Source organism: Shewanella sp. AS16, assembly GCF_021412365.1.
Classification (GTDB): Bacteria; Pseudomonadota; Gammaproteobacteria; order Enterobacterales; family Shewanellaceae; genus Shewanella; species Shewanella salipaludis.
Genome location: NZ_JAKCLK010000002.1, coordinates 551,967 through 573,040, shown reverse-complemented (window position 1 = coordinate 573,040; position 21,074 = coordinate 551,967). Strand labels below are relative to the sequence as shown.

The window sequence follows — 21,074 nt, the reverse complement described above, 5'->3', positions numbered from 1 at the left end:
CCCTGGCACCCGGGCCGTCCCGGGCAAAAAAGCCGGCAATTGTTGCTTTTTTAGTCACACTTATGATCTGGAGCCTGCTATACTCCGCGTCCTTTAAATGGATGCCGGGTTAGCCTGTCGTCTCCAGGTGATCTCAGACTCTCGGGTTGAATGCATGCAAGTTGAATCGACACTTTTCAGTTATCCTAAATTTTGGGCCGAATGCTACGGCACAGCCCCCTTCTTGCCCATGTCCCGCAAGGAAATGGATAAGCTGGGCTGGGATAGCTGTGACATCATCATAGTCACGGGTGATGCCTATGTGGACCACCCCAGCTTCGGCATGGCAGTGATCGGCCGCATGCTCGAGGCCCAAGGTTATAGGGTCGGCATCATTGCCCAACCGGATTGGTCGAGCAAAGAGGCCTTCATGCAGCTGGGGCGGCCGAACCTCTTCTTCGGCGTGACCGCAGGCAACATGGACTCTATGATCAACCGCTACACAGCCGACAGACGCCTGCGTTCGGACGATGCCTACACGCCGGACAACGTGGGCGGCAAGCGTCCGGATCGTGCCGTGACCGTGTATACCCAGCGTTGTAAGGAAGCCTTCAAGGAGGTGCCTGTGGTGATCGGCGGCATAGAAGCCAGCCTGCGCCGCATCGCCCACTATGACTATTGGTCGGACAAGGTGCGCCGCAGCGTGATCTTCGATGCCAAGGCCGACTTGCTCATCTATGGCAATGCCGAGCGGCCGCTGGCCGAAGTGGCACGACGCCTGGCGGCGGGTGAAGCAGTGACCGAACTCCACGATGTCCGCGGCACAGCCGTGATCCGTAAGCAGCCGCTGGCCGAATGGCGCGGCATGGATTCACGCAAGCTGGATCAGCTGCATAAGATAGAGCCCCTGCCCAATCCCTATGGCGGCGACGATGTGGGCTGTCAGAATCTCTCGGGTCCCTCGGAGGTGAAGATTTTCGATAACGAGGCTCCCAAGGCCATCAGCGTGCAGCCGCCCAGGCCCAAGCCATGGGAAAAAACCTATGTGCTGCTGCCGGCGTTTGAGAAGGTTGCGGAAGACAAATTCCTCTATGCCCACGCCTCGCGTATCCTGCATCAGGAGCAGAACCCGGGTTGTGCCCGCGCCCTGTTTCAGCCCCATGGCGACAGGGCCGTATGGGTCAATCCGCCGGCCTGGCCGCTCAATACAGATGAGATGGATGCTGTCTTCGACTTGCCCTATCAGCGGGTGCCCCATCCTGTGTATGGCAAGGCCAAGATCCCTGCCTATGACATGATCAAGACCTCGATCAACATAATGCGCGGCTGCTTCGGTGGCTGTTCCTTCTGCTCCATTACCGAGCATGAGGGCCGCATCATCCAGAGTCGCTCGCAGGAATCCATAGTCAAGGAAATCAAGGATATTCAGGATAAGGTACCTGGCTTCACCGGGGTTATCTCGGATCTCGGCGGCCCGACCGCCAACATGTATCGGCTGGGTTGCAAGAGCGAAAAGGCCGAGAAGACCTGTCGTCGCCTCTCCTGTGTGTTCCCCTCCATCTGCGGCCACCTGGACACAGATCACCAGCACACCATAGACTTGTACCGTGCCGCCAGGGATGTGCCAGGGATCAAGAAAATCCTGATCGCCTCAGGGGTGCGTTACGATCTGGCCATCGAAGACCCGCGCTATGTCAAGGAGCTGGTGCAGCACCATGTGGGCGGCTATTTGAAGATCGCCCCCGAGCATACCGAAGAAGGGCCGCTCAGCAAGATGATGAAGCCGGGCATGGGTACCTACGACAAGTTCAAGGAACTGTTCGATAAGTATTCCAAGGAAGCGGGCAAGGAACAGTTCCTGATCCCTTACTTCATCTCGGCCCATCCGGGTACCACGGATGAGGACATGGTGAACCTGGCGCTCTGGCTCAAGGGGCAGAAATTCAGGCTGGATCAGGTGCAGAACTTCTATCCTTCACCCATGGCGAATGCGACCACTATTTATCATACTGAGCTGAATTCGTTGAAAAATGTCAAGCATGACAGCGAGCAGGTGAGCGTGCCCAAGAAGGGCCGTCAGCGCCGGTTGCATAAGGCCTTGCTGCGTTATCACGACCCGGCAGGCTGGCCGCTGATCCGCGAAGGCTTGATCGCCATGGGCCGGGAAGATCTGATAGGCAATGGTCCGGGGCAGTTGGTACCGGCCGAGTCCCGCAACGAGAAGTGGCAAAAGGGCGCCGCGGCCGGTAAAGGCCAGAAGGCCTTCACCCGTTTCAGCGCCGATCAGTTCGCCGATCGCCAGGGCCAGGGCAAGAAAGGTGCCGGCATCACAGCCAAGCATGATGTTAACAAAAAGCAGGATGCTAACAAGAAGCCGGATGTTAGCAAGAAGTCGGATGCTAACAAGAAGCCGGCCAGGCCAGGCGCCAAGGCACCGTTCGGCAGCGCCCTTGCGAAACAGCAGCAGGCAGCCAAGTCGCAGGGAGGCCAGTCCAACGGCAATAAGCCCAGGGCCGCCAAGCCCAAACAAGTCCAGATGAGTCCAAATAAGTCCAGATAAGACCGACAAAGAAGGCGCTTAGCCCGGAAAACTCAAAAAATGGCTGCCAATGGCAGCCATTTTTATGCAGCCGACTGCTGAGGGTCAACACTTCCCTGGGGGCTGTGAATAGCGCCCTCTGCGGCGCCGGCATTGCCTTGGTTTCTAGTGTGTTTGTCGCCGCGGCGCTGGCCGAAGGTCGTCTGCAGCGCGTGTTGCCCGACTATGCCGGGCCATCGCGCCGAGTCTATGCCCTGCATGGCTATCGGCAGCAGCTCCCCCTGGTGCTTCGTCTCTTGGTCGAACGCCTGAGCGCGCGGCTTGCCAGGGTTCAGGGAATGTCGCTGGGCTGAGCCGGGAATGAAAGGGGCGATCGCAATTGGACCGCCCCTATTGGCTTCTCGTCGGTCGCTGTTATGGACGGGACCGGCTTATTTGGCCTCGAAGGTGAAGGACTGTCCCGCCAGGGCGGCTTCGAACATCAGCCCGCCCTTGGCCATGGTAAAGACTGCCATGCCATTGATATAGGAGGCTTTGGCGGCATCATTGTCGGCGCCCGCCTGCCCGGCGCCGGCCGAGTTACCCGTAGTGCCTGCCTGGGCGTTGGCGCCGAGATTGATGGCGACTGCTGATGCCTGGGCACCAAACTCGAAACTGCCGCCGGTGAAGTCGTTATAGGCCTTGGCATCCTTGAAGAAGATGAGTTCGCTGTAGGCCTGACCGCCGAGCTGGAAGCCTATGGATAGCTGGGTCAGGCTCGAGTCTCCCCGATACACGCCCCCCTGAAAGACCCGCCCCTTGCCATAGGCGGCGCCTATGCCGAAGCCGCCTTTGCCAACCGTGGGGAAGAGGGCGTAACCGTAGGCGTTGTTGAAAAACCTTTGGGTCTCCTGGGCTTGCTGAAAACGTTGCAGAGCTTCAGTGTAACTGTCGGCCGCGCTCGCCATGGGTGCGAGCAGCATGCCGATAAGCAGGCTGCAGCAGATGACGGCACTTGAGTAAAAACCTTTCATACGAGTCTCCAAAAAAACGTGGGTTGACCTGAATAAGCTTACCCCCGGGCAGCCGAAAAGACAGCCCTAAATGAGCCGGGGTCAGCCAGAGTTCAGCTAAGTAGCAGGAATGGGCTTGGCCCGGCGCGTTATTCCTTATCCTCGGGAGCGGCGCCATTGTCTGTGTCTGTTTCCTCCAACACAGTCTGCAGGTAGTTGAATTCCTCCCGGCTCAGCACCTGTGCCAGCTCCTTGGGGGGGCCCTCTTTGCTGGCACTCATCAGCCCCCTGAGATAGGCCACCTGAGTGATCTGCTTCAGGCCATAGAGCACCAGGATATAGACAGTCAGCAGCATGCTCAGGCGGGTCACCGCCAGGGACAGGGTCGAGAGCTGATCGCCGAAATAGAAGGGCAAGATCACCAACAGGGCACGGATCAGCCAGTTCACCAATACGCCCAGGGTCAGCACCAGCAACCAGCGAAACTTGATCTCCTTGAACTCATCCTTATGGCGCCTGGCTTGGCTGGATTTATAGTCGACCAACATGAAGATGATGGCGAGGGCATAGAGGCCTGTCTGCAGGGTCAAGAGCCCAACGAGCACGGCGCCAAGCACATTGAAATGCCCCAGGTTTCCCAAGCTGGAGATGCGGATGAACGCCGCTTTACTTGTGAGGTCGATATTGGCCAGCAGGGCGACTGTGACCGACAACATGGCGATCAGGGCGGGCAAGAAGTGCCAGGATAATCCAGATGCCTGTTTGTTCAATCCCAATAAACGCTTGCAGTAGAGATAGAGGGAGGGCATGAGCAGGAAATACACGGGAATGAACAGGGTCATCAAGAGGTGCAGGGGAATGGGACTGTTTTCCCGGGTCAACATGCCGGTGAAGAAATACAGGGCGATCAAGTTGAAGATGTTGGCCAGCAGATGGCGGCTGTCGAAGGCGCGGCGATAGATATGCCGGATATAGAATGCCAACAGCAGGCAATGCAGTCCCCCTAGCAGGGAAAGCCACCAGTAAGCCTGCAGGAAAAAGTCGCTGAATTCGTTCATCTATACCTCGCGTCTTTGTTATAGCAGGGATAATAGCGGCTGCAAATTAATTTTGTTTATCCGAGGCCGTGTGCGTCAGCAGAGGTTCAGTTGTTTGTGTCCATGCCTGGCACCCGGCAGGGGGCGGGGCCTTTGCCGCAGCAGCCTCCCTGGCAGTCTTGGCGATATCAAGGATGCCATGGCAGTGGATTTTGACGCCGGGCAGCCTGGCCCGTCAGGTAATCCAAGGAATTAGTCCCTGGGTTTGCAAAAATAGTGCTTTGGGGATGTATTTGGTACTCAAGCGGAAAATAATGTATAAACACTTGATTTACACTGAGAGTATGCTCTATTAATAGCGCTTAATCTTTGCTCGTTATTGGCTCGTGTGAGTGTGGTGTTTCCTGTCGCCACAGGTTTGGAAATGAGGTTACGAATATACTTGGTCCATGGGGCCATTCAATGGTGAATACGATGAAAATTATAATTATTTTTTTGCTCGTTGTTATCGGTGTGTATCTGTACCGCCGTACCCAGCGTCTGGCGAGAGAAGAGCAGCAGCGTGACATTAAGCCGGAGGCCCGGAAAACAGCGGCAGAAACTGTCGAGTCGCTCGCCCAGCCAGAGAGCGAGGCAGCCCAGCCAGAGATAGAGCAGGCCGCGCCCCAAACAAGTACAACCGAAGTGGCGGCAGAAATAAGCGCGGAGCCGGCCCCCGAGCCGGAAGCGGAAGCAGCAACAGAAGTGGCAGCCGCGGCAGCTGCACCCGAGGCAATGCCTGAATCCGAGCCAACGCCTGAACCCGAGCCGGCTCCTGCAGCCGAAGCTGCACCTGAAGTGAAGGCCGAGCCGGCAGCGGCGGCCGGCGTCGACCTGAGCTGGGCCGGTCCCCAGCTGACCCAGGCCATGAGCGACTATGAGGCGGCGACGAGCGTGCAGCTCAAGCATCAGGCGCTGCTCGGCGCCCTGGGCGAGTGCTATAAGCAGCGTAAACAAGCCGACTATCTGAATTTTGGTGCCAACCTGGCGACGGACTATGTGCAAGTCTTCGCCGAGTTGCAAAAGCAGATGCCTGGAGTCGAACAGAAGGGACAGGGATTCATGCAGTTGGCTACCCTGCTCAACGACAGCGGCCGTTTCGATACCGCCATAGAGCTATGCCAACAGGCACAGCAGCATGGCTTGAGTGACGGCACTGTGACAGGTTTCGAGGGACGCATAGCCAGGATAGAGAAGGCAAAACTCAAGGCGGCGCAATAAAAGCGGTAAACTCACGGGCGCCGGCAGTGTAGAATCTGAGGCGACTGGATTTGCAAGAAGCGAACTTAGGTTCGCTTTTTTTATTTTTCATGGTTTGGACGGGGCGGGCGGCATGAGACGAGTTGGCTGGTGGTATGGAATTTTCTTCCTGTGGGTCGCTGTCGCCAGCCTTCCCGCATGCACCCGGACGCCAGAATGGACCCTATTCTATTATCCAGAACGGGCCGAGCTGCCCGCCGAGGCAGTTAACCCGGAGGCGATAGCGGGTTATTATGAAGATCTGGCGCAATGTCGCAGCAAGGCCAGGGGCCTGTTGCGTTTGAGCGACAGCGGTGTCGGCAGCTATCTCTGTGGCGAACGTTGCGCTTTCAACGAGCAGAAACGGCTTCAATGTCGGAGTGTCAGTCAGTAAATGGAACACAAGATGCGGTTTAAGCAAGATTTTTTCACCCAGTTACCGGGTTTCTACTCCCAGGTGCAGCCGCTCGGCTTGAGCAATCCCCATTGGCTGGCCTGGAGTCAGGATGCGGCACAGTTGATCGGGCTGCAGCAGCCCGATGACAGTTTGCTGCAGGGCTTGGCCGGTAACGCCAAGCTGGAAGGCGCCCGTTACTATGCTCAGGTCTACAGTGGCCATCAGTTTGGCGGTTATTCCCCCAGGCTGGGTGACGGTCGTTCCATCATCCTGGGCGAAGCCATGGGCCCGGATGGCGCCTGGGATGTGGCACTCAAGGGCGCCGGTCCCACACCTTATTCACGTCAGGGGGATGGCCGCGCCGTGATGCGCTCCGCCGTGCGTGAGTTTCTGGTGTCCGAAGCCCTGCATCATCTGCAGGTGCCGACCACCCGCGCCCTGGCCGTGATAGGCTCGGACTTGCCTGTGTGGCGTGAAACCCAGGAGAGTGCCGCCATCACGGTACGCCTGGCCCGCAGCCATATCCGCTTCGGTCATTTCGAGTATTTCTGCCACAGTGAACGCGGCGCCGCCGCCAAGCTGACCCAGTTGCTGAACTTTACCCTGGAGCAGCATTATCCGCATTTGAGCTGTGATGCCGCCGGATATCGTGCCTGGTTCCGGCAGGTGGTGCGCGATACCGCCCGGCTGGTCGCCCATTGGCAGGCCGTGGGCTTCGCCCATGGGGTGATGAACACAGACAACATGTCTATCTTGGGGGACAGTTTCGATTTCGGTCCCTTCGCCTTCCTGGATACCTTCAAGGAAGACTTCATCTGCAACCATTCGGATCCCGAGGGACGCTATGCCTTCGGCCAGCAACCTGGTATCGGCCTGTGGAACCTGCAGCGTCTGGCCCAGGCGCTGACGCCGCTGATCCCGTCCGATGACTTGATTGCCGCGCTCAACAGCTATCAGGGTGAGTTGGTGCAGCACTATCTGCAGCTGATGCGTGCCAAGCTGGGACTGACGCCTGGGGCGGATAACCAGACGCAGCAGGATGAGACGGATCTGCAGCTAGTCGGTGAATTGACTGTGTTGATGGAGCAGAATCAACTGGATTACACCAATACCTGGCGCCGCTTCGGCAGCCTGGACCCTGGCTGCAAACACTCGCCCCTGAGGGATGACTTCATCAATCTGGCGGCCTTCGATAGCTGGTTTGGCCGTTACCAGGCCCGGCTGGGACAGGTTGCCGATGTGCCCCGCTGGCAGGCCGAGCGCAACAGGGTGAATCCCAAATATATCTTGCGTAATTATCTGGCGCAGGAGGCGATTGTTGCCGTCGAGGCGGGGGACACTGGGCCTCTGACTGTCTTGCACCAATTGCTGCGCCGACCATTCGATGAGCAGCCGGAACATGAAGCCTTTGCCAAACGGCCGCCGGAATGGGGTCAGGGGCTGATCATGTCCTGCAGCAGTTAAGCCTGAGAGGTGGAAATGAACATAAAGACGGTGCAATTGGACAGGGGCTCCCTTAGCCTGGCGATCACGGCCGAGGTCGACTTCGAGCGTTTCGGTGAGTTTGCCGAGCCGCTGGCGTTGGCTCTGGACGCCAAGGTGCGTGAGCGCCAATGGGGAGCGGACAGACATCAGTGGCTGCTCGATTTCGAGTCATGCCCCGTGTGGCTTAATTATGAATTTTATGGCGATATCTGTTGGCTCAGCGTCGAGCGGGATAGCGATTTCGAGGTGTTGGCCTATCTGGCACAACTGCTCAAACCCCATCTGAAGGCGGCACAGAATGCAGGACAATAACACGGGTGCAGGCTTTCATTTCCAGGCATTGACGCCGGATCTCATCCTGGACGCCATAGAAGGCCTGGGTATCTATCCTGAGACAGGCCTGGTGGCCCTGAACAGCTATGAGAACCGGGTCTACCAGTTTCGCTGTGATCGCGGCCGGCGCTATGTGGTGAAGTTTTATCGCCCCGAGCGCTGGAGCGATGCCCAGATCCAGGAGGAGCATGATTACGCCTTGGCATTGGCGGCTCAGGACGTGCCTATCGCCATCCCCGTCATATTGAATGGCAAGACACTGCATACCCATGAGGGGTTCCGTTTCACCCTGTTTCCGTCCATCGGCGGCAGGGCCTTCGAGGTGGATAATCTCGACCAATTGGAGGCCGTCGGCCGTTTCATCGGCCGCATTCATCAATATGCGGCTCAGGGCAGTTTCGTCTATCGAGAGCCGCTCACCCCGGAGATCCTCGGCCAGGCGTCGCTGGACTGGTTGAAACGCTCGGGGCATGTGCCTGTTAATTTGCAGCTGGCTTTCTTCACTGTGGTCGAGCAGGTGCTGGCCAAGGCGACGGCCATCTGGCAAGGGCAGGATTTTCCCGGCATAAGACTGCACGGGGATCTGCATCCGGGCAACATACTCTGGACCCCAGAGGGCCCAGGGTTTGTGGATCTCGACGATGCCCGTATGGGGCCGGCGATTCAGGATCTGTGGATGATGCTGACAGGGGATCGCCGCCAATGCCAGCTGCAGCTGGAGATCTTGCTCGAAGCCTACGGGGAGTTCTGTGATTTCGACACACGCCAGCTGGTGCTGATCGAGCCGTTGCGGGCCCTGCGCATGGTGCACTATAACGCCTGGATCAGTCGCCGTTGGCAAGATCCTGCCTTCCCGGCCAACTTTCCCTGGTTCGCCGAGGACAAGTATTGGGAGCAGCAGATATTGGCCTTCAAGGAACAGTTGGCGGCGCTGGATGAGCCACCCTTGAGCCTGTTGCCTTACTAACAGCAGAGTTGGAGCCAGGTATTTGTTAGCCTGAAATTGAACTCTCGGCTTGAGATACACTCGAAAAACGTAATGTGTTAATCTCGAACGCGATAAGCCTATTATTGCCCAGTTGAATAAAGGAATACCCATGAAAAAAGTACTATTGATGGCTGCCGCCCTGTTGCTGGCACCCATGGCTGCACTGGCCGTCGATTATCAGGAAGGCGTGCATTACACAGTGATCAACGATGGTCCTGGCACCAGCAAACCCGAGATCACCGAGTTCTTCTCTTTCTATTGCCCCCACTGCTATCGTTTCTCCAAGACGGCCCTGCCTAAGCTGGAAGCCAGGATACCGAAGAACGTCACCTTCAATCAGTCGCATGTGGATTTCATCGGCCGGGAAATGGGCCCGGAAATGTCGCGTGCCTTCGCTGTCGCCCATCAGTTGAATGTGGAGAAGACCATGGATGCCGCCCTGTTCAGCGCCATCCACGAGAAGAAGCAGCACTTCACCAAGCGTGAGGATATCCGTGCCCTGTTCGTTGCCAACGGGGTCGCGGCCAAAGACTTCGACGCCGCCGCCAACTCCTTCATGGTGAATGCGCAGATTGCGAAAATGCGCCGTGCGGCCGAAAATGCCAAGGTATCCGGGGTGCCGACACTGATAGTCAACGGCAAGTACAGGGTCGAAACCGGCGCTATCAAGTCCTATGACGAGGCGATAGACATCGCTCTCTACCTGACGACCAAGTAAGGACGTACGTCCCCGAGATGAAGGAGCCGAATGGCTCCTTTTTTATTTTCTGCCGGCATATTCTTGAATCTCAGGCAAAAAAAACCGTACCTCCTGGTCGCAAGAAGTACGGCAGTAGAGCCATAGGGCTCAGTTTTACCCTGAGTAACAGCTTAAATGTAGCAGGGCGTCAATTTATTGGCAAGTGACATCTTTACGACACGGTTAAACTTAGCTGTTGTTTGTTGCTTTTATAATCAATTGGTTAGTCTTAACGGGGATTTTATTTTCACCAAATCACCCCCTGGGGGAAACTCTGGAGGCCGACTGCGGGTCTGAGTCTTTGAGACAAAGAATAACAAGCTGTATGTCGGAGGTACTGTGAGAACTTTTCCCGTGTACGCGCCAAAGCTTATCGTGAAGCATGTGCGCATTTTCTTGAAAGGGGCTATCTGGGTGGCGGATTTGGGGAGACTCGAATTCGATAACGGCAAATTTGTGTTACCGAGAAGCAGCCTGCCTAAGGTTAAGCAGGCCATTCTTGAATTGAATGGGCTGCTTACAACCCAGACACATCAAACGAAAACGGTTTAGATTTCGCTGTTCAGCAAGCCAACAAGACCTGTGACTTTCTCGTTCCAGGAACTGAGTTCCTGTTGCAGCTGTTGGTTTTGCTCACTCAGGGTATGACTCTTTTGCTTCTCTTCTTCCAGCTCCATTTTCAAGAGCTCTATGGTGTCGAGTGCTGCCTGGATTTTCGTTTCCAGCTTGGACAGTAATTCAAGGCTCATGGGGAGTCCTTATGGTTTTCGGATGGGGTTGTGATTCTAGCAGTCGGCGCCGCTTAGGGAATAGGGCGAATGACTGACAGCTCAAAAAATAAACATTAAATGCCGGGTCGACGGCTTTTCTTTTGCACTTGTTGCTAACTCGTTAGTATTCTTGTCGTTATTTCCTATTTGGAGTGCCGGATGCAAGCCAGTCTGGTTTCGCTGTTGCCCTTGGTATTGACCTTACTGTTGGCCCTGACGCTCAGGCGCACCCTGCTCGCCCTGGGGGCGGGAGTCCTCTGCGGCAGCCTGTTGCTCGCCGACTGGCAGCCCCTCGCCGGGATTGCCTATCTGTGGCAGATACTGAGCCAGCAATTTTATGCCGCCGGGGCCTGGCAGCAGTGGCACCTCAACGTGTTGGCGGCCATGGCATTGCTCGGCATGATGACCCAGCTGCTGGCCCGGGGCGGCGCCGTCGAGGCGCTGGGACAGTGGCTGTATCTCAGGGTTCGTCGTGAACCCCAGGCGCGTATCGGCATAGTGCTCCTGGGGTGGCTGGTGTTTATCGACGGCATCTTCAGTTGCCTGGCCGTCGGCCACGTGTGCCAGCCCCTGGTGGACAGATACGGCATAAGTCGGCGCCAGCTGGCTTATCTGGTGGACTCGACCGCTTCGCCCCTGTGCGCCCTGCTGCCTTTCTCCACCTGGGGGCCGTACGTCATGGCCCTGCTGGCGGGGATCGGCTTCTTGCCCGTCACCCCGTTGAGCGCCTTCCTGCAGATGGCGCAAGTCAATTTCTATGCGGTCCTGACCCTGGGCATCGCCGCTTGGGCCGCCTGGTCGGGTATGGGGTTCCCCAAGCCCAAGTCCAGGGCCATGCCTGGCTGGGAAAAGCTCCGCCTCCAGGCCGAGAGTCAATCCGGCGCTGCGGCCAAGGCCAATCCCTGGTTGCTGGGAGTTCCCATCTTGACCCTGCTGGGGGGCGCCATGGTTCTGACCCTCTGCTCGGGTGCCCGTCAGGTGGCGGGCTGGGATCTGAGCCTCTGGCTGGCCAAGGCGGACATAGGCGCTGCCATGCGTGATGCGAGTCTGCTGGCCTGCCTGCTGACCCTGGCCATGCTCAAGGGCACAGGGCGCAGCCTGAGCCTACTGTGGCGGGATCTGGCCCTTGGCTTCAGGCTCATCCTCTATGCCATCGCCATACTCTTGTTCACCTGGATGATAGGGGCGGTGATCCGGGACCTCGGGGTGGCCAGCCTGCTCGCCGGTTGGGCCGAGCTCTATCTGTCGAGCCAGCTGTTGCTGGCGGGGATGTTCCTCCTGTGCGCCCTGATGGCCTTCGCCACCGGCTCGAGCTGGGGCACCTTCGCCATCATGATCCCCATAGGCAGTGAAATCGCCGCGGCGGTGGCACCGGGAATGCTGCTCCCCGCCCTCAGCGCCGTGATGGCCGGCTCTGTGTTTGGCGATCACTGCTCGCCGATTTCCGATACCAGCGTGCTCAGTGCCACCAGCAGTGGTTGTGAGCCCCACGAGCATGTCGTGAGCCAGCTGCCCTTCGTCCTGATTGCCGCGGTTGCGGCGCTGTTGGGGTATCAATTGCTCAATGTCGGCATGGGCGCCGGCTGGGTGTGGCTGAGCTGTGTCTCTATGGTCGTTTTGAGTCTGGCATTGGCTAAGCGCTACTATGGACCCTGGCGTCGGCTTGATCATAGCTTGATATTTTCATCAAAATAAATCAGAGGCTTAGCCTCTAAAACCTGGAGAAGACAACATGGATATAGTGAGACTGGGAACAGGCAAGAGAATGAGCAGTGCAGTGATCCACAATGGCACTGTGTATCTCTGTGGTCAGGTGGCCAAGGATAAGCACCAGGGCATAGAGGCGCAGACCCAGAGCATGCTGGAGGAAGTCGACGGCCTGTTGCGCCAGGCGGGCAGTTCCCGCGAGCGGTTGCTGTCGGCGACCATTTACCTGAAAGACATGGCCGATTACGACGCCATGAATGCCGTCTGGGATGCCTGGCTGGCCGAGGGGCATGCCCCGGCGAGAGCGTGTGTGCAGGCGGCCATTGCCGAGCCAGAGTACAGGGTGGAAGTGTCGGTTGTCGCCGCCTTGAAATAGGCGGCATCTGCTCATCATGGTGCTTGAATAGCACAGAGGCAATTGCGGGTCTCCTATGCTATAGCAAGGAGAAACACCATGATGAAGTCCGTGTTGCCACTGATATTCTGCCTCTTATGCACGGCGCCGCTGGCCCAGTCGTTGCACAGCTTCGACAAGCTCAGCCAGGATTTCAGGCCCCATGTCATAGAGCTTTTTACCTCCCAGGGCTGCAGCAGCTGTCCGCCGGCCGAGGCCTGGTTGAATGCGTTCGGCGCCGAGCCCGACTTATGGCGGCACTATTTTCCGTTGGCCTTCCATGTGACCTATTGGGACTACCTGGGCTGGCAGGACCCCTTTGGGGACAGGAGCTTCAGCCGGCGGCAGTATGAGCACCTGGAACGCTTGCATAGCCGGCAGGTGTATACCCCGCAGTTTGTGATCGACGGTCGGGAATGGCGCGGCTGGTTCGGTGGCGATAGAGCCCTGCCCGGGGCGCGAGGGGAGCAGGTGGGACGGCTCAGGTTAAGCATTGACGGCGACGAGCTGAGGGCGAGTTTCACACCAACGCCGGCAGCGACCCAAGGCTCGACCCATGGGCCTGAGTACAGCTTGCAGCTGGCCTTGGTGGGATCCGGGTTCATTACCAAGGTGGAGCGGGGTGAGAACAGCCACAAGCGCTTGCAGCAGGACTTCATAGTGCTGAACTACACCCGGCTGGCCCCTGCAGCGGGCGGCAACCGTTTTCACGCCAGGCTGCAGCCCGAGCTGTTTGCCATCCCCAAGATTGCCGCTGCGGGCCGCCTGGCCTGGGTGGCCTGGATTGAAGCCGATGGCCGCCCGTTGCAGGCGGTGGCCGATTGGCTCGAGTGAGGCGCAGGCCGGGATGCCGTCGCGGCTGCGTATAGAAATATTACCGCCACTGCCGGCCCTGGGGGCGGCTCACACTTGACTTTAGCCTTGTCGCTCCCTAGTCTGCTTGCTCAGTCTTCAAGGTGGTATGTCATGGATATAAAATATAATTTAAAACCCGCGTCAGAGCGCCGTACTGAACCATTCCGGCCCGAGGGCAACGTGGGTTTCGGCAACCTCAGGACAGATCATATGTTTCTGATGGATTACCGTGATGGTCAGTGGCAGGATCCCCGGATAGTGCCCTATGGGCCATTCGAGATGGCGCCGGGCGCCATGTCGCTGCATTACGGTCAGTCTATCTTCGAGGGCGCCAAGGCCTTCATGCATGAGGACGGTGAGATCTATACCTTCCGCCTCAACAAGAATGCCGAGCGCATGAACCGTTCGGCCGAGATCGTCTGTATCCCGGATCTTCCTGAGCAGATGCAATTGGCGGCGATCAACGCCCTCATAGACGTGGATCGCCTCTGGTTCCCTATGCAAGAGGGGGCTTGTCTCTATATCCGGCCATTCATCTTCGCCACCGAAGACAGACTGTCTGTCAGCCCGAGCAACCAATATACTTTCTGCGTCATCCTGAGCCCAAGCGGTGCCTATTATTCTGCCGGGGTCAACCAGGCGATCCGTTTGCTCATCAGCAAGCAATTCCACCGTGCGGTTTCCGGTGGCACGGGCGCTTCCAAGGCTGCGGGCAACTATGCCGCCTCCCTGCGGGCCGGCAAGGCCGCCGCTGCCTATGGCGCGGCGCAGGTGCTCTACCTGGATGTCAGCAATCAACAGATAGAAGAAGTCGGCGCCATGAACCACTTCCACATCCTCAAAGATGGCACAGTGATCATCCCGAGCTTCACAGATACCATACTCAAGTCCATTACCTCCCAGTCCATGCTGGAGCTGGGTGAATTGCTCGGCTGTGAAGTGCGCCAGGAAACTGTGATGCTGGATAAGTTCATTGCCGACATAGAGGCGGGGGAGATCATCGAGGCCGGCGGCTTCGGCACCGCCGCCGTGGTGTCACCCGTGGGTTCCTATATCTTCGAAGATGGCCGTGTCGTCACTGTGGGGAACGGCGAGGTGGGAGAACATACCCTGAGACTGTATCGTCTCTATACCGACATGCAGAAGGGCCTGGTGGCCGCGCCGCCGGGTTGGGTGCAGAAGGTCGAACGCCGACAGGGCTGAACACCTGGCTCATGTGCCATCAAGCAACCTAATAATAAAGGCTCCCGAGGGAGCCTTTATTATTGGCTGCGCTTTGTCTTGGCTGTGCAGTGCCTTGATTTGGCTGCGCAGTGCCTTGGTCACCATTTACCCGCCTTGAATAGCTCCAGGCATTGGCTTGCCGGCAGTGGCCGGCTGAACAGGAAGCCCTGTACCTGATCACAACCTTCTCCGGCGAGGAAGTTGAGCTGCTCCTGGGTTTCCACCCCTTCGGCCACTACCTTGAGATCCAGGCTATGGGCCAGGGCTATGATGGCGCTGGTGATCGCCGCATCATCAGGATCATTGGAAATATCCCTGACAAACTCACGATCTATCTTGAGGGTATCCAGCGGCAGACGCTTGAGGTAACTCAGGCTGGAATAGCCGGTGCCGAAGTCGTCTACCGCTATGCTGAGCCCCAGGGCCTTGAGCTGAGTCAGAATGGCGACCGAATCCTGGGGGGTTGCCATGATCATGGACTCGGTCAGTTCCAATTCCAGCGCACTCGCTGCCAGGCCGGAAACCGCCAGCGCGACTTCTATGGTGGAGATGATGTCGGCCTTGAGCTGTCTGGCCGACAGGTTCACCGCCACCGCGACATTGGTATAACCCTGCTCATGCCAGCTGGCCAACTGGCTGCAGGCATGGTGTATGGCCCACTGGCCTATCTGGGTGATGATGCCGGTTTCCTCGGCCAGCGGGATAAACTCCGCCGGTGAGATGTTGCCCAACTCAGGGCTTTCCCAGCGCAGCAGGGCTTCCAGTCCGCTGAGGGTGCCGTCTATGACATTGAACTTGGGCTGATAAACCAGATGGAACTCGTTGCGCTGTATGGCCAGCTTCAGGCCGGCTTCGAGCTGGACATGGCGCACCGCATATTCGTTCAGGCTGCTGGTGTAGAATTGGAAGTTGTTGCGGCCCGATGCCTTGGCATGATACATGGCGGTATCTGCATACTTGATCAGGGCGGCGCTGTTATCCGCGTCGTTGGGATACAGGCTGATGCCTATGGAAGGCGAGATGGTCACAGTGTTGTCATCGAGCAGGAAAGGCGCCTGGAATGCCCGCAACACTTTCTCGGCCACCACTGTGGCGGCTTTTGCCTGGTTGATGCCCTCGAGTATGATGGTGAATTCGTCGCCGCCCAGACGGGCGACAGTGTCGCCTTCCCTGATGGCGTTTTGCAGCCTGAGGGCGACCGACTTGAGCAGCATGTCGCCGACATGGTGGCCCATGGAGTCGTTGACATGCTTGAATCTGTCGAGATCCAGGAAGAAGAGTGCCACTATGGTGCCGGCCCTGTGGGCCTGGGTTATGGCATGGTTCAGTCTGTCCTGAAACAGGGTGCGGTTGGGCAGGCCAGTGAGGGTGTCGAAGCTGGCGAGGAAGCGCAGATCTTCCTCGGCCTTCTTGCGATCTGTGATATCGGTAAATACCGCGACGAAGTGGCTGGTCTCCCCCTTGTTGTCTATGACCTGGTTGATCTCCAGCCAGATGAGGATGCTCTTGCGGTTACGGGTGCGTATCTTGATCTCACCGGCCCAGTGCTTGTGGCGCAACAACTGACGCTCGATATTCAGGTAGCTCTGGCGTTGCCTCTTGCCCAGCGCCAGGAAGAGGAAGTGCTGGTTATAGACCTCCTGCTGGCTGAAGCCTGTGATGGCGCTGAAGGCCGGATTGACCGAGCAGATCCTGAAATTGAGATCGCCGACCACCACGGCCTCGTTCATGCTCTGCAACACCTGGGATGACAATCTGAGCTCATTCTCTGTCAGCTTGCGGCTGGTGATGTCTTTATGGGTGCCGGCCATGCGCACAGGTTGCCGATTGCCATCGGTTTCGACCACCTTGCCGCGATCCAGCAGCCAGATTAATTCTCCCGGCTGTTGCTCTATACGATATTCGGCCTCGTAGAACGCCGATTTCCCCTCCAGGTGATCTGTCAGGGCCTGTCTTACCCTGGCCCTGTCTTCGGGATAAATATTGTCTATCAGGGTTTGAGTGCCGCTGCCATAGGCCGAAAGAGGTGCCATGTTGGTGCGGTAAACCTGGTCCTTGGAGATGCTCCAGTCCCACATGCCGTCCCCCGAGGCCCAGAGTGCCAGCTTCAGCCGCTCCTCCGACGCCCTGATGCTGGTTTCGAACTCCCTCTGGCGCAGGCGTTTCCTGCGTTGCAGCAGGCTGAAACCCAGCAGCAGGGCGAATCCTGTCAGCCAGTAGAGGCCATAGGCCAGCTTGGTGAGGTAGAAAGGCGCCAGCACCTTGAGTTTCACTTCCAGGGCTTCATCCCCCGGGGCATTGTATTGCAGGCCCTGACGCACCCTCAGGGTGTAGTCTCCCGGAGGCAGGTTGGTGTAGGTGATCTCAGACGTGTTGTGCAACGTGTGCCATTGACTGTCGAAACCTTCGAGTCGGTAGCCGAATAGGTACTGACCCGGGTAGCTGAAATCCAGTGAGCCCACCTCGAAGCCTATCACCTGATCGTCAAATTGCATCTCTATGACGGGTGGTCGACTCAGGTCGAGTAAGCGATGGGCGTGACCTGCTATCTTGTAGCCTGTCAGCGTTGGCCGGGTCGCCGTCCTGTGTGAGGGGATCCGGGCCGGATTGAACCTGTTGATGCCGCGTATGCCACCAAACCAGAGATCGCCGTTGTCATCGGCCATGGCGACGGCGCCATTGTATTCCAGTGCCTGCAGGCCTTCGAGCTCATTGAAGGTGATGATACTGCCATCCGGAGATAATCTGCTGATGCCGGCGTTGCTGCTGAGCCAGATGTCGCCCTGCCTGTCTTCGAGCATGGCATAGACGGTATCGCTCGGCAGTCCCTGGGCACCGTTATAGTGCGTAAATTTATAGCCCTCGGCCTGTGGTCGCAGGCGACTCAGGCCGCCATGGCTGGCAACCCAGATATCCCCGTTTCTGGCCTGGATTATGTCGCGTATTCTGTCGTTGCTCAGGCCCAGGTTGGGATCGTCTTCTTGGTGGAACATGCGGCCGGCGCCCGTGTCGGGATCCAGGCTGATGAGGCCATTGAAGGTGCCGAGCCAGAGGCGACTCCCCAAGGCCCTGATGACTATGATTTGATTGGTTTCGGCATCGAATTCCGGCAGGGAGGCGAAAGAGAATTGCCTGAATTCGTCCCTGTCCGCAGGCTTGACATACAGCTCCTTGGCGGTGGCGACCCAGAGCCGGCCCTCGGCGTCGAATTCCAGATTGCGCACCAGCTCGTCCTGCTGCCGCCCCAGGCTGTTTTCCTCCAGGGAAAGCAGCCTGAAGTCGCCGTCGGGAGCCAGGACGGCGACACCATAATTGCTGGCGAACCATAGCCGTCCCTGCCTGTCCTGGGCTATGTCGCGGATGATCAGTTTGAGTTCCGTTTCCTGCAGCCCGAGTGCCTTGGCAAACAGGGCGTTGTGATGCAGGTAGTCGTCGCCGTCATGGGGCAGGCTCTTCAATCCCCCGCCATCCGTGCCTATCCAGAGATCGCCGTTGGCGGCGCGAAACAGGGCGCGGATATTATTGTTCTGGCGTGGGTTTATGTTGTTGTTTTCGAAGAAATACTCAAAGTGCTGCTTATCCAGGCTAACCCTGTCTATGCCGGAATAGAGGCCACCAATCCACAGGGTGCCTGAGTTGTCCAGCAACAGGCGGCTCATGTTGCTGTCGCTGAGACTGGAGCCGCGTTGCGGGGCATTCATATGGTATTTGACATGCAAATGGGTGCCGGCATTATCTATCTGTATCAGCCCCTTGCCTGGACTTATGGCCCATATGACCCCGGTTGCCGAGACGGAGAAGTCGTTTATGTTGGCAACGTCGGTCGCCGAGGGCGTTTGTTGCCAGACGAGCTCGGCTTGTTGGGTTTCCAGGCTGTAGTGCCACAGCTGATTCTTGAGCGCGAACCAGACTGAATAGAGAGAGGTCGCGCGGATCTGGTTCACCGCCAGCCCTTGTGGCAACCCCAGCTGGGTGATCTTGTTGCTGCTGATGGCGAAGGCGCCGTCCTCTTGAGTGCCAACCAGCAGGTAGGTGTTGGCGGCATTGGCCAAACTGGTGATCTTGGGTGTTTGGCTATTGCCCAGCTCCAGTTGTTTGATGCTGTTGTTGTGGAGTGACAGGGCATACAGGCCCGTTTCCGTGCCTATCCACAGGGTGTCGCCTGTCACGCCGAGCTTGGTAACTCTGGGGTCATTCAGGCCCTGGGCCTTATCGAAGTGCTGGAATTTGCCCGTGTTGAGATCGAGCCGATTGAGGCCATGGCTCAGGGTTGCCACCCAGAGGAAGCCATCGCCGTCCTGGATTATGTCCGTGACATAGCTTTCCGAAATGCTGTCAGGGTCTTGGGAGGAATGCAGGAACACCTGGAAATCATTGCCATTATAGCTATGCAGCCCATCCTGGGTACCGGCCCATAACATGCCGGCCTTATCCATGAACAGGCTGGTAATGGTATTTTGGTTCAGGCCATCCTGACTGGTAAGGTGTTCAAATTTTAATACGGATGGCAGCACTGGAGCGGCGGCGGCAGCCGGCGCATACAGGGCCAGAAAGGCCCACGACAGCAGAACATGAAAATACAGGAATGTGCGCACGAGCGGGCTAGCTGGCTGTCCCAAATTCGCCTCTATCCGAATGAGTCTCTTGGTGGAGACATCTTGTTGTCGCTATCTATAAGATAGTCATCATGGAGTCGGTACTCTTAGTACCTAAGTGGGGCAATATTAACACTCTTATAACTGTACTGGCTAAAGGTTTAGTGAAATTTGTCACAAATCTTGCCCCGGCTGGCGCCGGGCTGACAGGCCCATCTCTGGGACCGGCTGGGACACAGGGCTAGACGTACAGCAGAGCCATAAATTCATGCACCAGGGTATTTTCCAGCCGCGTCTGCCGGTGGCAGAGGTCGAAGATTTCGCCGCTGCGTTTGGCGGCAAAACGGCTCGCCAGGTTATGCCTGAACTTACTTTCCAGCAAGGGAATGGCTTCGGCACGGCGGCGCCTATGGCCCAGGGGGTAGTGCACTTCGACCTTCTCGGTCGCGCTGCCGTCCTTGAAGAAGATCTGCACTGCGTTGGCTATGCTGCGTTTTTGCGGGTCCAGGTAGTCCTCGCTGTAACCCTTGTCTTCCTCGACCCGCATCTTGGCGCGCAGCGCGTCGATGCGCGGATCGGCGGCGACAGCGTCTTCATAGTGCTCTGCGCTCAGGCTGCCGTAGAGCAGTGGGATGGCCACCATGTACTGCAGACAGTGATCGCGATCGGCCGGGTTATGTAGCGGGCCGCGTTTGGAGATGATGCGTAGCGCCGATTCTTGAGTAGACAGGACTATCTTAGCTATCTCCTCCAGGCGCGTCTGGACTTGTGGATGGAGCATGAGGGCACACTCGACCGCAGTTTGGGCGTGAAACTCCGCCGGGTAAGCGACCTTGAACAGTATGTTTTCCATCACATAGCTGGCGTAGGGGCGGGTGACTTGCAGGCGTTTGCCCTCGAACAGCACATCGCAGAAGCCCCATCTTGGGGCGCTCAGGGCGCTCGGATAACCCATCTCGCCCGTCATGGTCAGCATCGCCAGGCGCACGGCCCGGGAGGCTGCATCGCCGGAGGCCCAGGACTTGCGCGAGCCGGCGTTCGGCGCGTGGCGGTAGGTGCGCAGCGACTGGCCATCGACCCAGGCCTGGGAGAGGGCGTCGATGATCTGCGCCTTGGTGCCGCCCAGCATATGGGTCACTACCGCGGTCGAGGCCACCTTGACCAGCAGCACGTGATCCAGGCCGACACGGTTGAAACTATTCTCCAGCGCCAGTATCCCCTGGATTTCGTGAGCCTTGATCATATAGGTCAGCACCTCTCTCATGCTCAGCCCGGGCTTGCCCTGGCCGACGCGCTGCTGCGACACATGGTCGGCGACCGCCAGGATGGCGCCCAGATTGTCCGAGGGATGGCCCCATTCCGCCGCCAGCCAGGTGTCGTTGTAGTCGAGCCAGCGGATGCAGGCGCCTATGTCCCAGGCCGCCTTGACGGGATCCAGCAGCAACTGGGTTCCAGGTACCCGCACCCCGCATGGCACAAGAGTGCCAGGCACAAGTGGCCCCAGGTGCTTGGTGCATTCGGGGAAACGCAGCGCCAACAGGCCGCAGCCCAGGCTATCCATCAGGCAGTAACGGGCCGTGTGGTAGGCCTCCCGGCTGTCGATTTTATAGTCACAGACATAGTCGGCGATATCCACCAGCACGGGATCCGGCTTGGGGCGGACGTTGGCTTCCACATTGGCTGACATGGCTTATGCTCCCTGTTGCGCTGTCTTGACTCATGGGCTGTTGCCCGCTCGTCTGGCCTATTTGCTTGGGCTCAG

The 21,074-nt window shown here is 58.0% G+C and carries 18 protein-coding genes; 13 read left to right on the top strand and 5 right to left on the bottom strand.

Features of this window, described 5'->3' with window-relative positions; translation table 11 throughout:
* Positions 1-154: 154 nt before the first annotated feature.
* On the top strand, positions 155-2,539 hold the full coding sequence (locus LZP73_RS07285; protein ID WP_234233812.1) for a YgiQ family radical SAM protein: 2,385 nt from the start codon (positions 155-157) through the stop codon (positions 2,537-2,539).
* Complete coding sequence (locus tag LZP73_RS07280; RefSeq protein WP_326490336.1) at positions 2,536-2,871, top strand: LysR substrate-binding domain-containing protein; 336 nt, start codon at positions 2,536-2,538, stop codon at positions 2,869-2,871. Before LZP73_RS07285 ends, LZP73_RS07280 begins: the two co-directional genes overlap by 4 nt.
* A gap of 78 nt (positions 2,872-2,949) precedes the next feature.
* Here LZP73_RS07280 and LZP73_RS07275 read toward each other — a convergent pair whose 3' ends face one another.
* Complete coding sequence (locus LZP73_RS07275) at positions 2,950-3,531, bottom strand: YSC84-related protein (protein WP_234233808.1); 582 nt, start codon at positions 3,529-3,531, stop codon at positions 2,950-2,952.
* 128 nt (positions 3,532-3,659) lie between these two features.
* Positions 3,660-4,568, bottom strand: a complete 909-nt coding sequence (locus LZP73_RS07270) for a hypothetical protein (RefSeq protein WP_234233806.1) — start codon at positions 4,566-4,568, stop codon at positions 3,660-3,662.
* A gap of 453 nt (positions 4,569-5,021) precedes the next feature.
* Here LZP73_RS07270 and LZP73_RS07265 point away from each other — a divergent pair, with 453 nt between their 5' ends.
* From LZP73_RS07265 to LZP73_RS07235, 7 genes are all read left to right on the top strand, one after another.
* Positions 5,022-5,807, top strand: coding sequence for a hypothetical protein (locus LZP73_RS07265; protein WP_234233805.1), 786 nt, complete (start codon positions 5,022-5,024; stop codon positions 5,805-5,807).
* Between the two features lie 112 nt (positions 5,808-5,919).
* Positions 5,920-6,219 carry a hypothetical protein gene (locus LZP73_RS07260; protein ID WP_234233802.1) on the top strand — a complete coding sequence of 100 codons (300 nt, stop codon included), beginning with the start codon at positions 5,920-5,922 and terminating at the stop codon, positions 6,217-6,219.
* A gap of 12 nt (positions 6,220-6,231) precedes the next feature.
* Entirely contained in the window at positions 6,232-7,686 is a 1,455-nt protein-coding gene (locus tag LZP73_RS07255) for a protein adenylyltransferase SelO (RefSeq protein WP_234233800.1), read from the top strand.
* 15 nt (positions 7,687-7,701) lie between these two features.
* Positions 7,702-8,019, top strand: a complete 318-nt coding sequence (locus tag LZP73_RS07250) for a DUF3630 family protein (protein WP_234233799.1) — start codon at positions 7,702-7,704, stop codon at positions 8,017-8,019.
* Positions 8,006-9,007: a serine/threonine protein kinase gene (locus tag LZP73_RS07245; RefSeq protein WP_234233798.1), complete on the top strand. Its 1,002-nt coding sequence runs from the start codon at positions 8,006-8,008 to the stop codon at positions 9,005-9,007. The genes LZP73_RS07250 and LZP73_RS07245 overlap by 14 nt, the downstream gene beginning before the upstream one ends.
* A 130-nt stretch (positions 9,008-9,137) precedes the next feature.
* The gene (locus LZP73_RS07240) at positions 9,138-9,746 is read left to right on the top strand and encodes a thiol:disulfide interchange protein DsbA/DsbL (RefSeq protein ID WP_234233796.1); all 609 of its coding nucleotides are present in this window, start codon (positions 9,138-9,140) and stop codon (positions 9,744-9,746) included.
* Positions 9,747-10,106: 360 nt separating this feature from the next.
* Positions 10,107-10,319 carry a DUF1107 domain-containing protein gene (locus LZP73_RS07235; protein WP_234233794.1) on the top strand — a complete coding sequence of 71 codons (213 nt, stop codon included), beginning with the start codon at positions 10,107-10,109 and terminating at the stop codon, positions 10,317-10,319.
* Here the strand turns inward: LZP73_RS07235 and zapB are convergent.
* Complete coding sequence (gene zapB, locus LZP73_RS07230) at positions 10,316-10,516, bottom strand: cell division protein ZapB (protein ID WP_169563807.1); 201 nt, start codon at positions 10,514-10,516, stop codon at positions 10,316-10,318. The two genes, LZP73_RS07235 and zapB, sit on opposite strands and share 4 nt — an antisense overlap.
* Positions 10,517-10,696: 180 nt before the next feature.
* Here zapB and LZP73_RS07225 point away from each other — a divergent pair, with 180 nt between their 5' ends.
* The 4 genes from LZP73_RS07225 to LZP73_RS07210 all read left to right on the top strand — a co-directional run bounded on the left by LZP73_RS07225 (position 10,697) and on the right by LZP73_RS07210 (position 14,696).
* The gene (locus tag LZP73_RS07225) at positions 10,697-12,232 is read left to right on the top strand and encodes a Na+/H+ antiporter NhaC family protein (protein ID WP_234233792.1); all 1,536 of its coding nucleotides are present in this window, start codon (positions 10,697-10,699) and stop codon (positions 12,230-12,232) included.
* Between the two features lie 37 nt (positions 12,233-12,269).
* Complete coding sequence (locus tag LZP73_RS07220) at positions 12,270-12,620, top strand: RidA family protein (protein ID WP_234233790.1); 351 nt, start codon at positions 12,270-12,272, stop codon at positions 12,618-12,620.
* 78 nt (positions 12,621-12,698) lie between these two features.
* The gene (locus tag LZP73_RS07215; RefSeq protein ID WP_234233788.1) at positions 12,699-13,472 is read left to right on the top strand and encodes a DUF1223 domain-containing protein; all 774 of its coding nucleotides are present in this window, start codon (positions 12,699-12,701) and stop codon (positions 13,470-13,472) included.
* A 132-nt stretch (positions 13,473-13,604) separates the two neighbouring features.
* Complete coding sequence (locus tag LZP73_RS07210; protein ID WP_234233786.1) at positions 13,605-14,696, top strand: branched-chain amino acid aminotransferase; 1,092 nt, start codon at positions 13,605-13,607, stop codon at positions 14,694-14,696.
* Between the two features lie 119 nt (positions 14,697-14,815).
* Here LZP73_RS07210 and LZP73_RS07205 read toward each other — a convergent pair whose 3' ends face one another.
* Both LZP73_RS07205 and LZP73_RS07200 read right to left on the bottom strand, forming a co-directional pair.
* Positions 14,816-19,312, bottom strand: coding sequence for an EAL domain-containing protein (locus LZP73_RS07205; protein ID WP_442800718.1), 4,497 nt, complete (start codon positions 19,310-19,312; stop codon positions 14,816-14,818).
* 241 nt (positions 19,313-19,553) lie between these two features.
* Positions 19,554-20,999: a bifunctional 2-methylcitrate dehydratase/aconitate hydratase gene (locus LZP73_RS07200; RefSeq protein ID WP_234233784.1), complete on the bottom strand. Its 1,446-nt coding sequence runs from the start codon at positions 20,997-20,999 to the stop codon at positions 19,554-19,556.
* Positions 21,000-21,074 lie beyond the last annotated feature (75 nt).

What these genes read in the sequence shown, in the direction of transcription:
- LZP73_RS07285 (WP_234233812.1), top strand. Translation starts at nt 155, where the DNA reads ATGCAAGTTGAATCGACACTTTTCAGTTATCCTAAATTTTGGGCCGAA.
- LZP73_RS07275 (WP_234233808.1), bottom strand. Translation starts at nt 3,531, where the DNA reads ATGAAAGGTTTTTACTCAAGTGCCGTCATCTGCTGCAGCCTGCTTATC.
- LZP73_RS07270 (WP_234233806.1), bottom strand. Translation starts at nt 4,568, where the DNA reads ATGAACGAATTCAGCGACTTTTTCCTGCAGGCTTACTGGTGGCTTTCC.
- LZP73_RS07265 (WP_234233805.1), top strand. Translation starts at nt 5,022, where the DNA reads ATGAAAATTATAATTATTTTTTTGCTCGTTGTTATCGGTGTGTATCTG.
- LZP73_RS07260 (WP_234233802.1), top strand. Translation starts at nt 5,920, where the DNA reads ATGAGACGAGTTGGCTGGTGGTATGGAATTTTCTTCCTGTGGGTCGCT.
- LZP73_RS07255 (WP_234233800.1), top strand. Translation starts at nt 6,232, where the DNA reads ATGCGGTTTAAGCAAGATTTTTTCACCCAGTTACCGGGTTTCTACTCC.
- LZP73_RS07250 (WP_234233799.1), top strand. Translation starts at nt 7,702, where the DNA reads ATGAACATAAAGACGGTGCAATTGGACAGGGGCTCCCTTAGCCTGGCG.
- LZP73_RS07245 (WP_234233798.1), top strand. Translation starts at nt 8,006, where the DNA reads ATGCAGGACAATAACACGGGTGCAGGCTTTCATTTCCAGGCATTGACG.
- LZP73_RS07240 (WP_234233796.1), top strand. Translation starts at nt 9,138, where the DNA reads ATGAAAAAAGTACTATTGATGGCTGCCGCCCTGTTGCTGGCACCCATG.
- zapB (WP_169563807.1), bottom strand. Translation starts at nt 10,516, where the DNA reads ATGAGCCTTGAATTACTGTCCAAGCTGGAAACGAAAATCCAGGCAGCA.
- LZP73_RS07225 (WP_234233792.1), top strand. Translation starts at nt 10,697, where the DNA reads ATGCAAGCCAGTCTGGTTTCGCTGTTGCCCTTGGTATTGACCTTACTG.
- LZP73_RS07220 (WP_234233790.1), top strand. Translation starts at nt 12,270, where the DNA reads ATGGATATAGTGAGACTGGGAACAGGCAAGAGAATGAGCAGTGCAGTG.
- LZP73_RS07215 (WP_234233788.1), top strand. Translation starts at nt 12,699, where the DNA reads ATGATGAAGTCCGTGTTGCCACTGATATTCTGCCTCTTATGCACGGCG.
- LZP73_RS07210 (WP_234233786.1), top strand. Translation starts at nt 13,605, where the DNA reads ATGGATATAAAATATAATTTAAAACCCGCGTCAGAGCGCCGTACTGAA.
- LZP73_RS07200 (WP_234233784.1), bottom strand. Translation starts at nt 20,999, where the DNA reads ATGTCAGCCAATGTGGAAGCCAACGTCCGCCCCAAGCCGGATCCCGTG.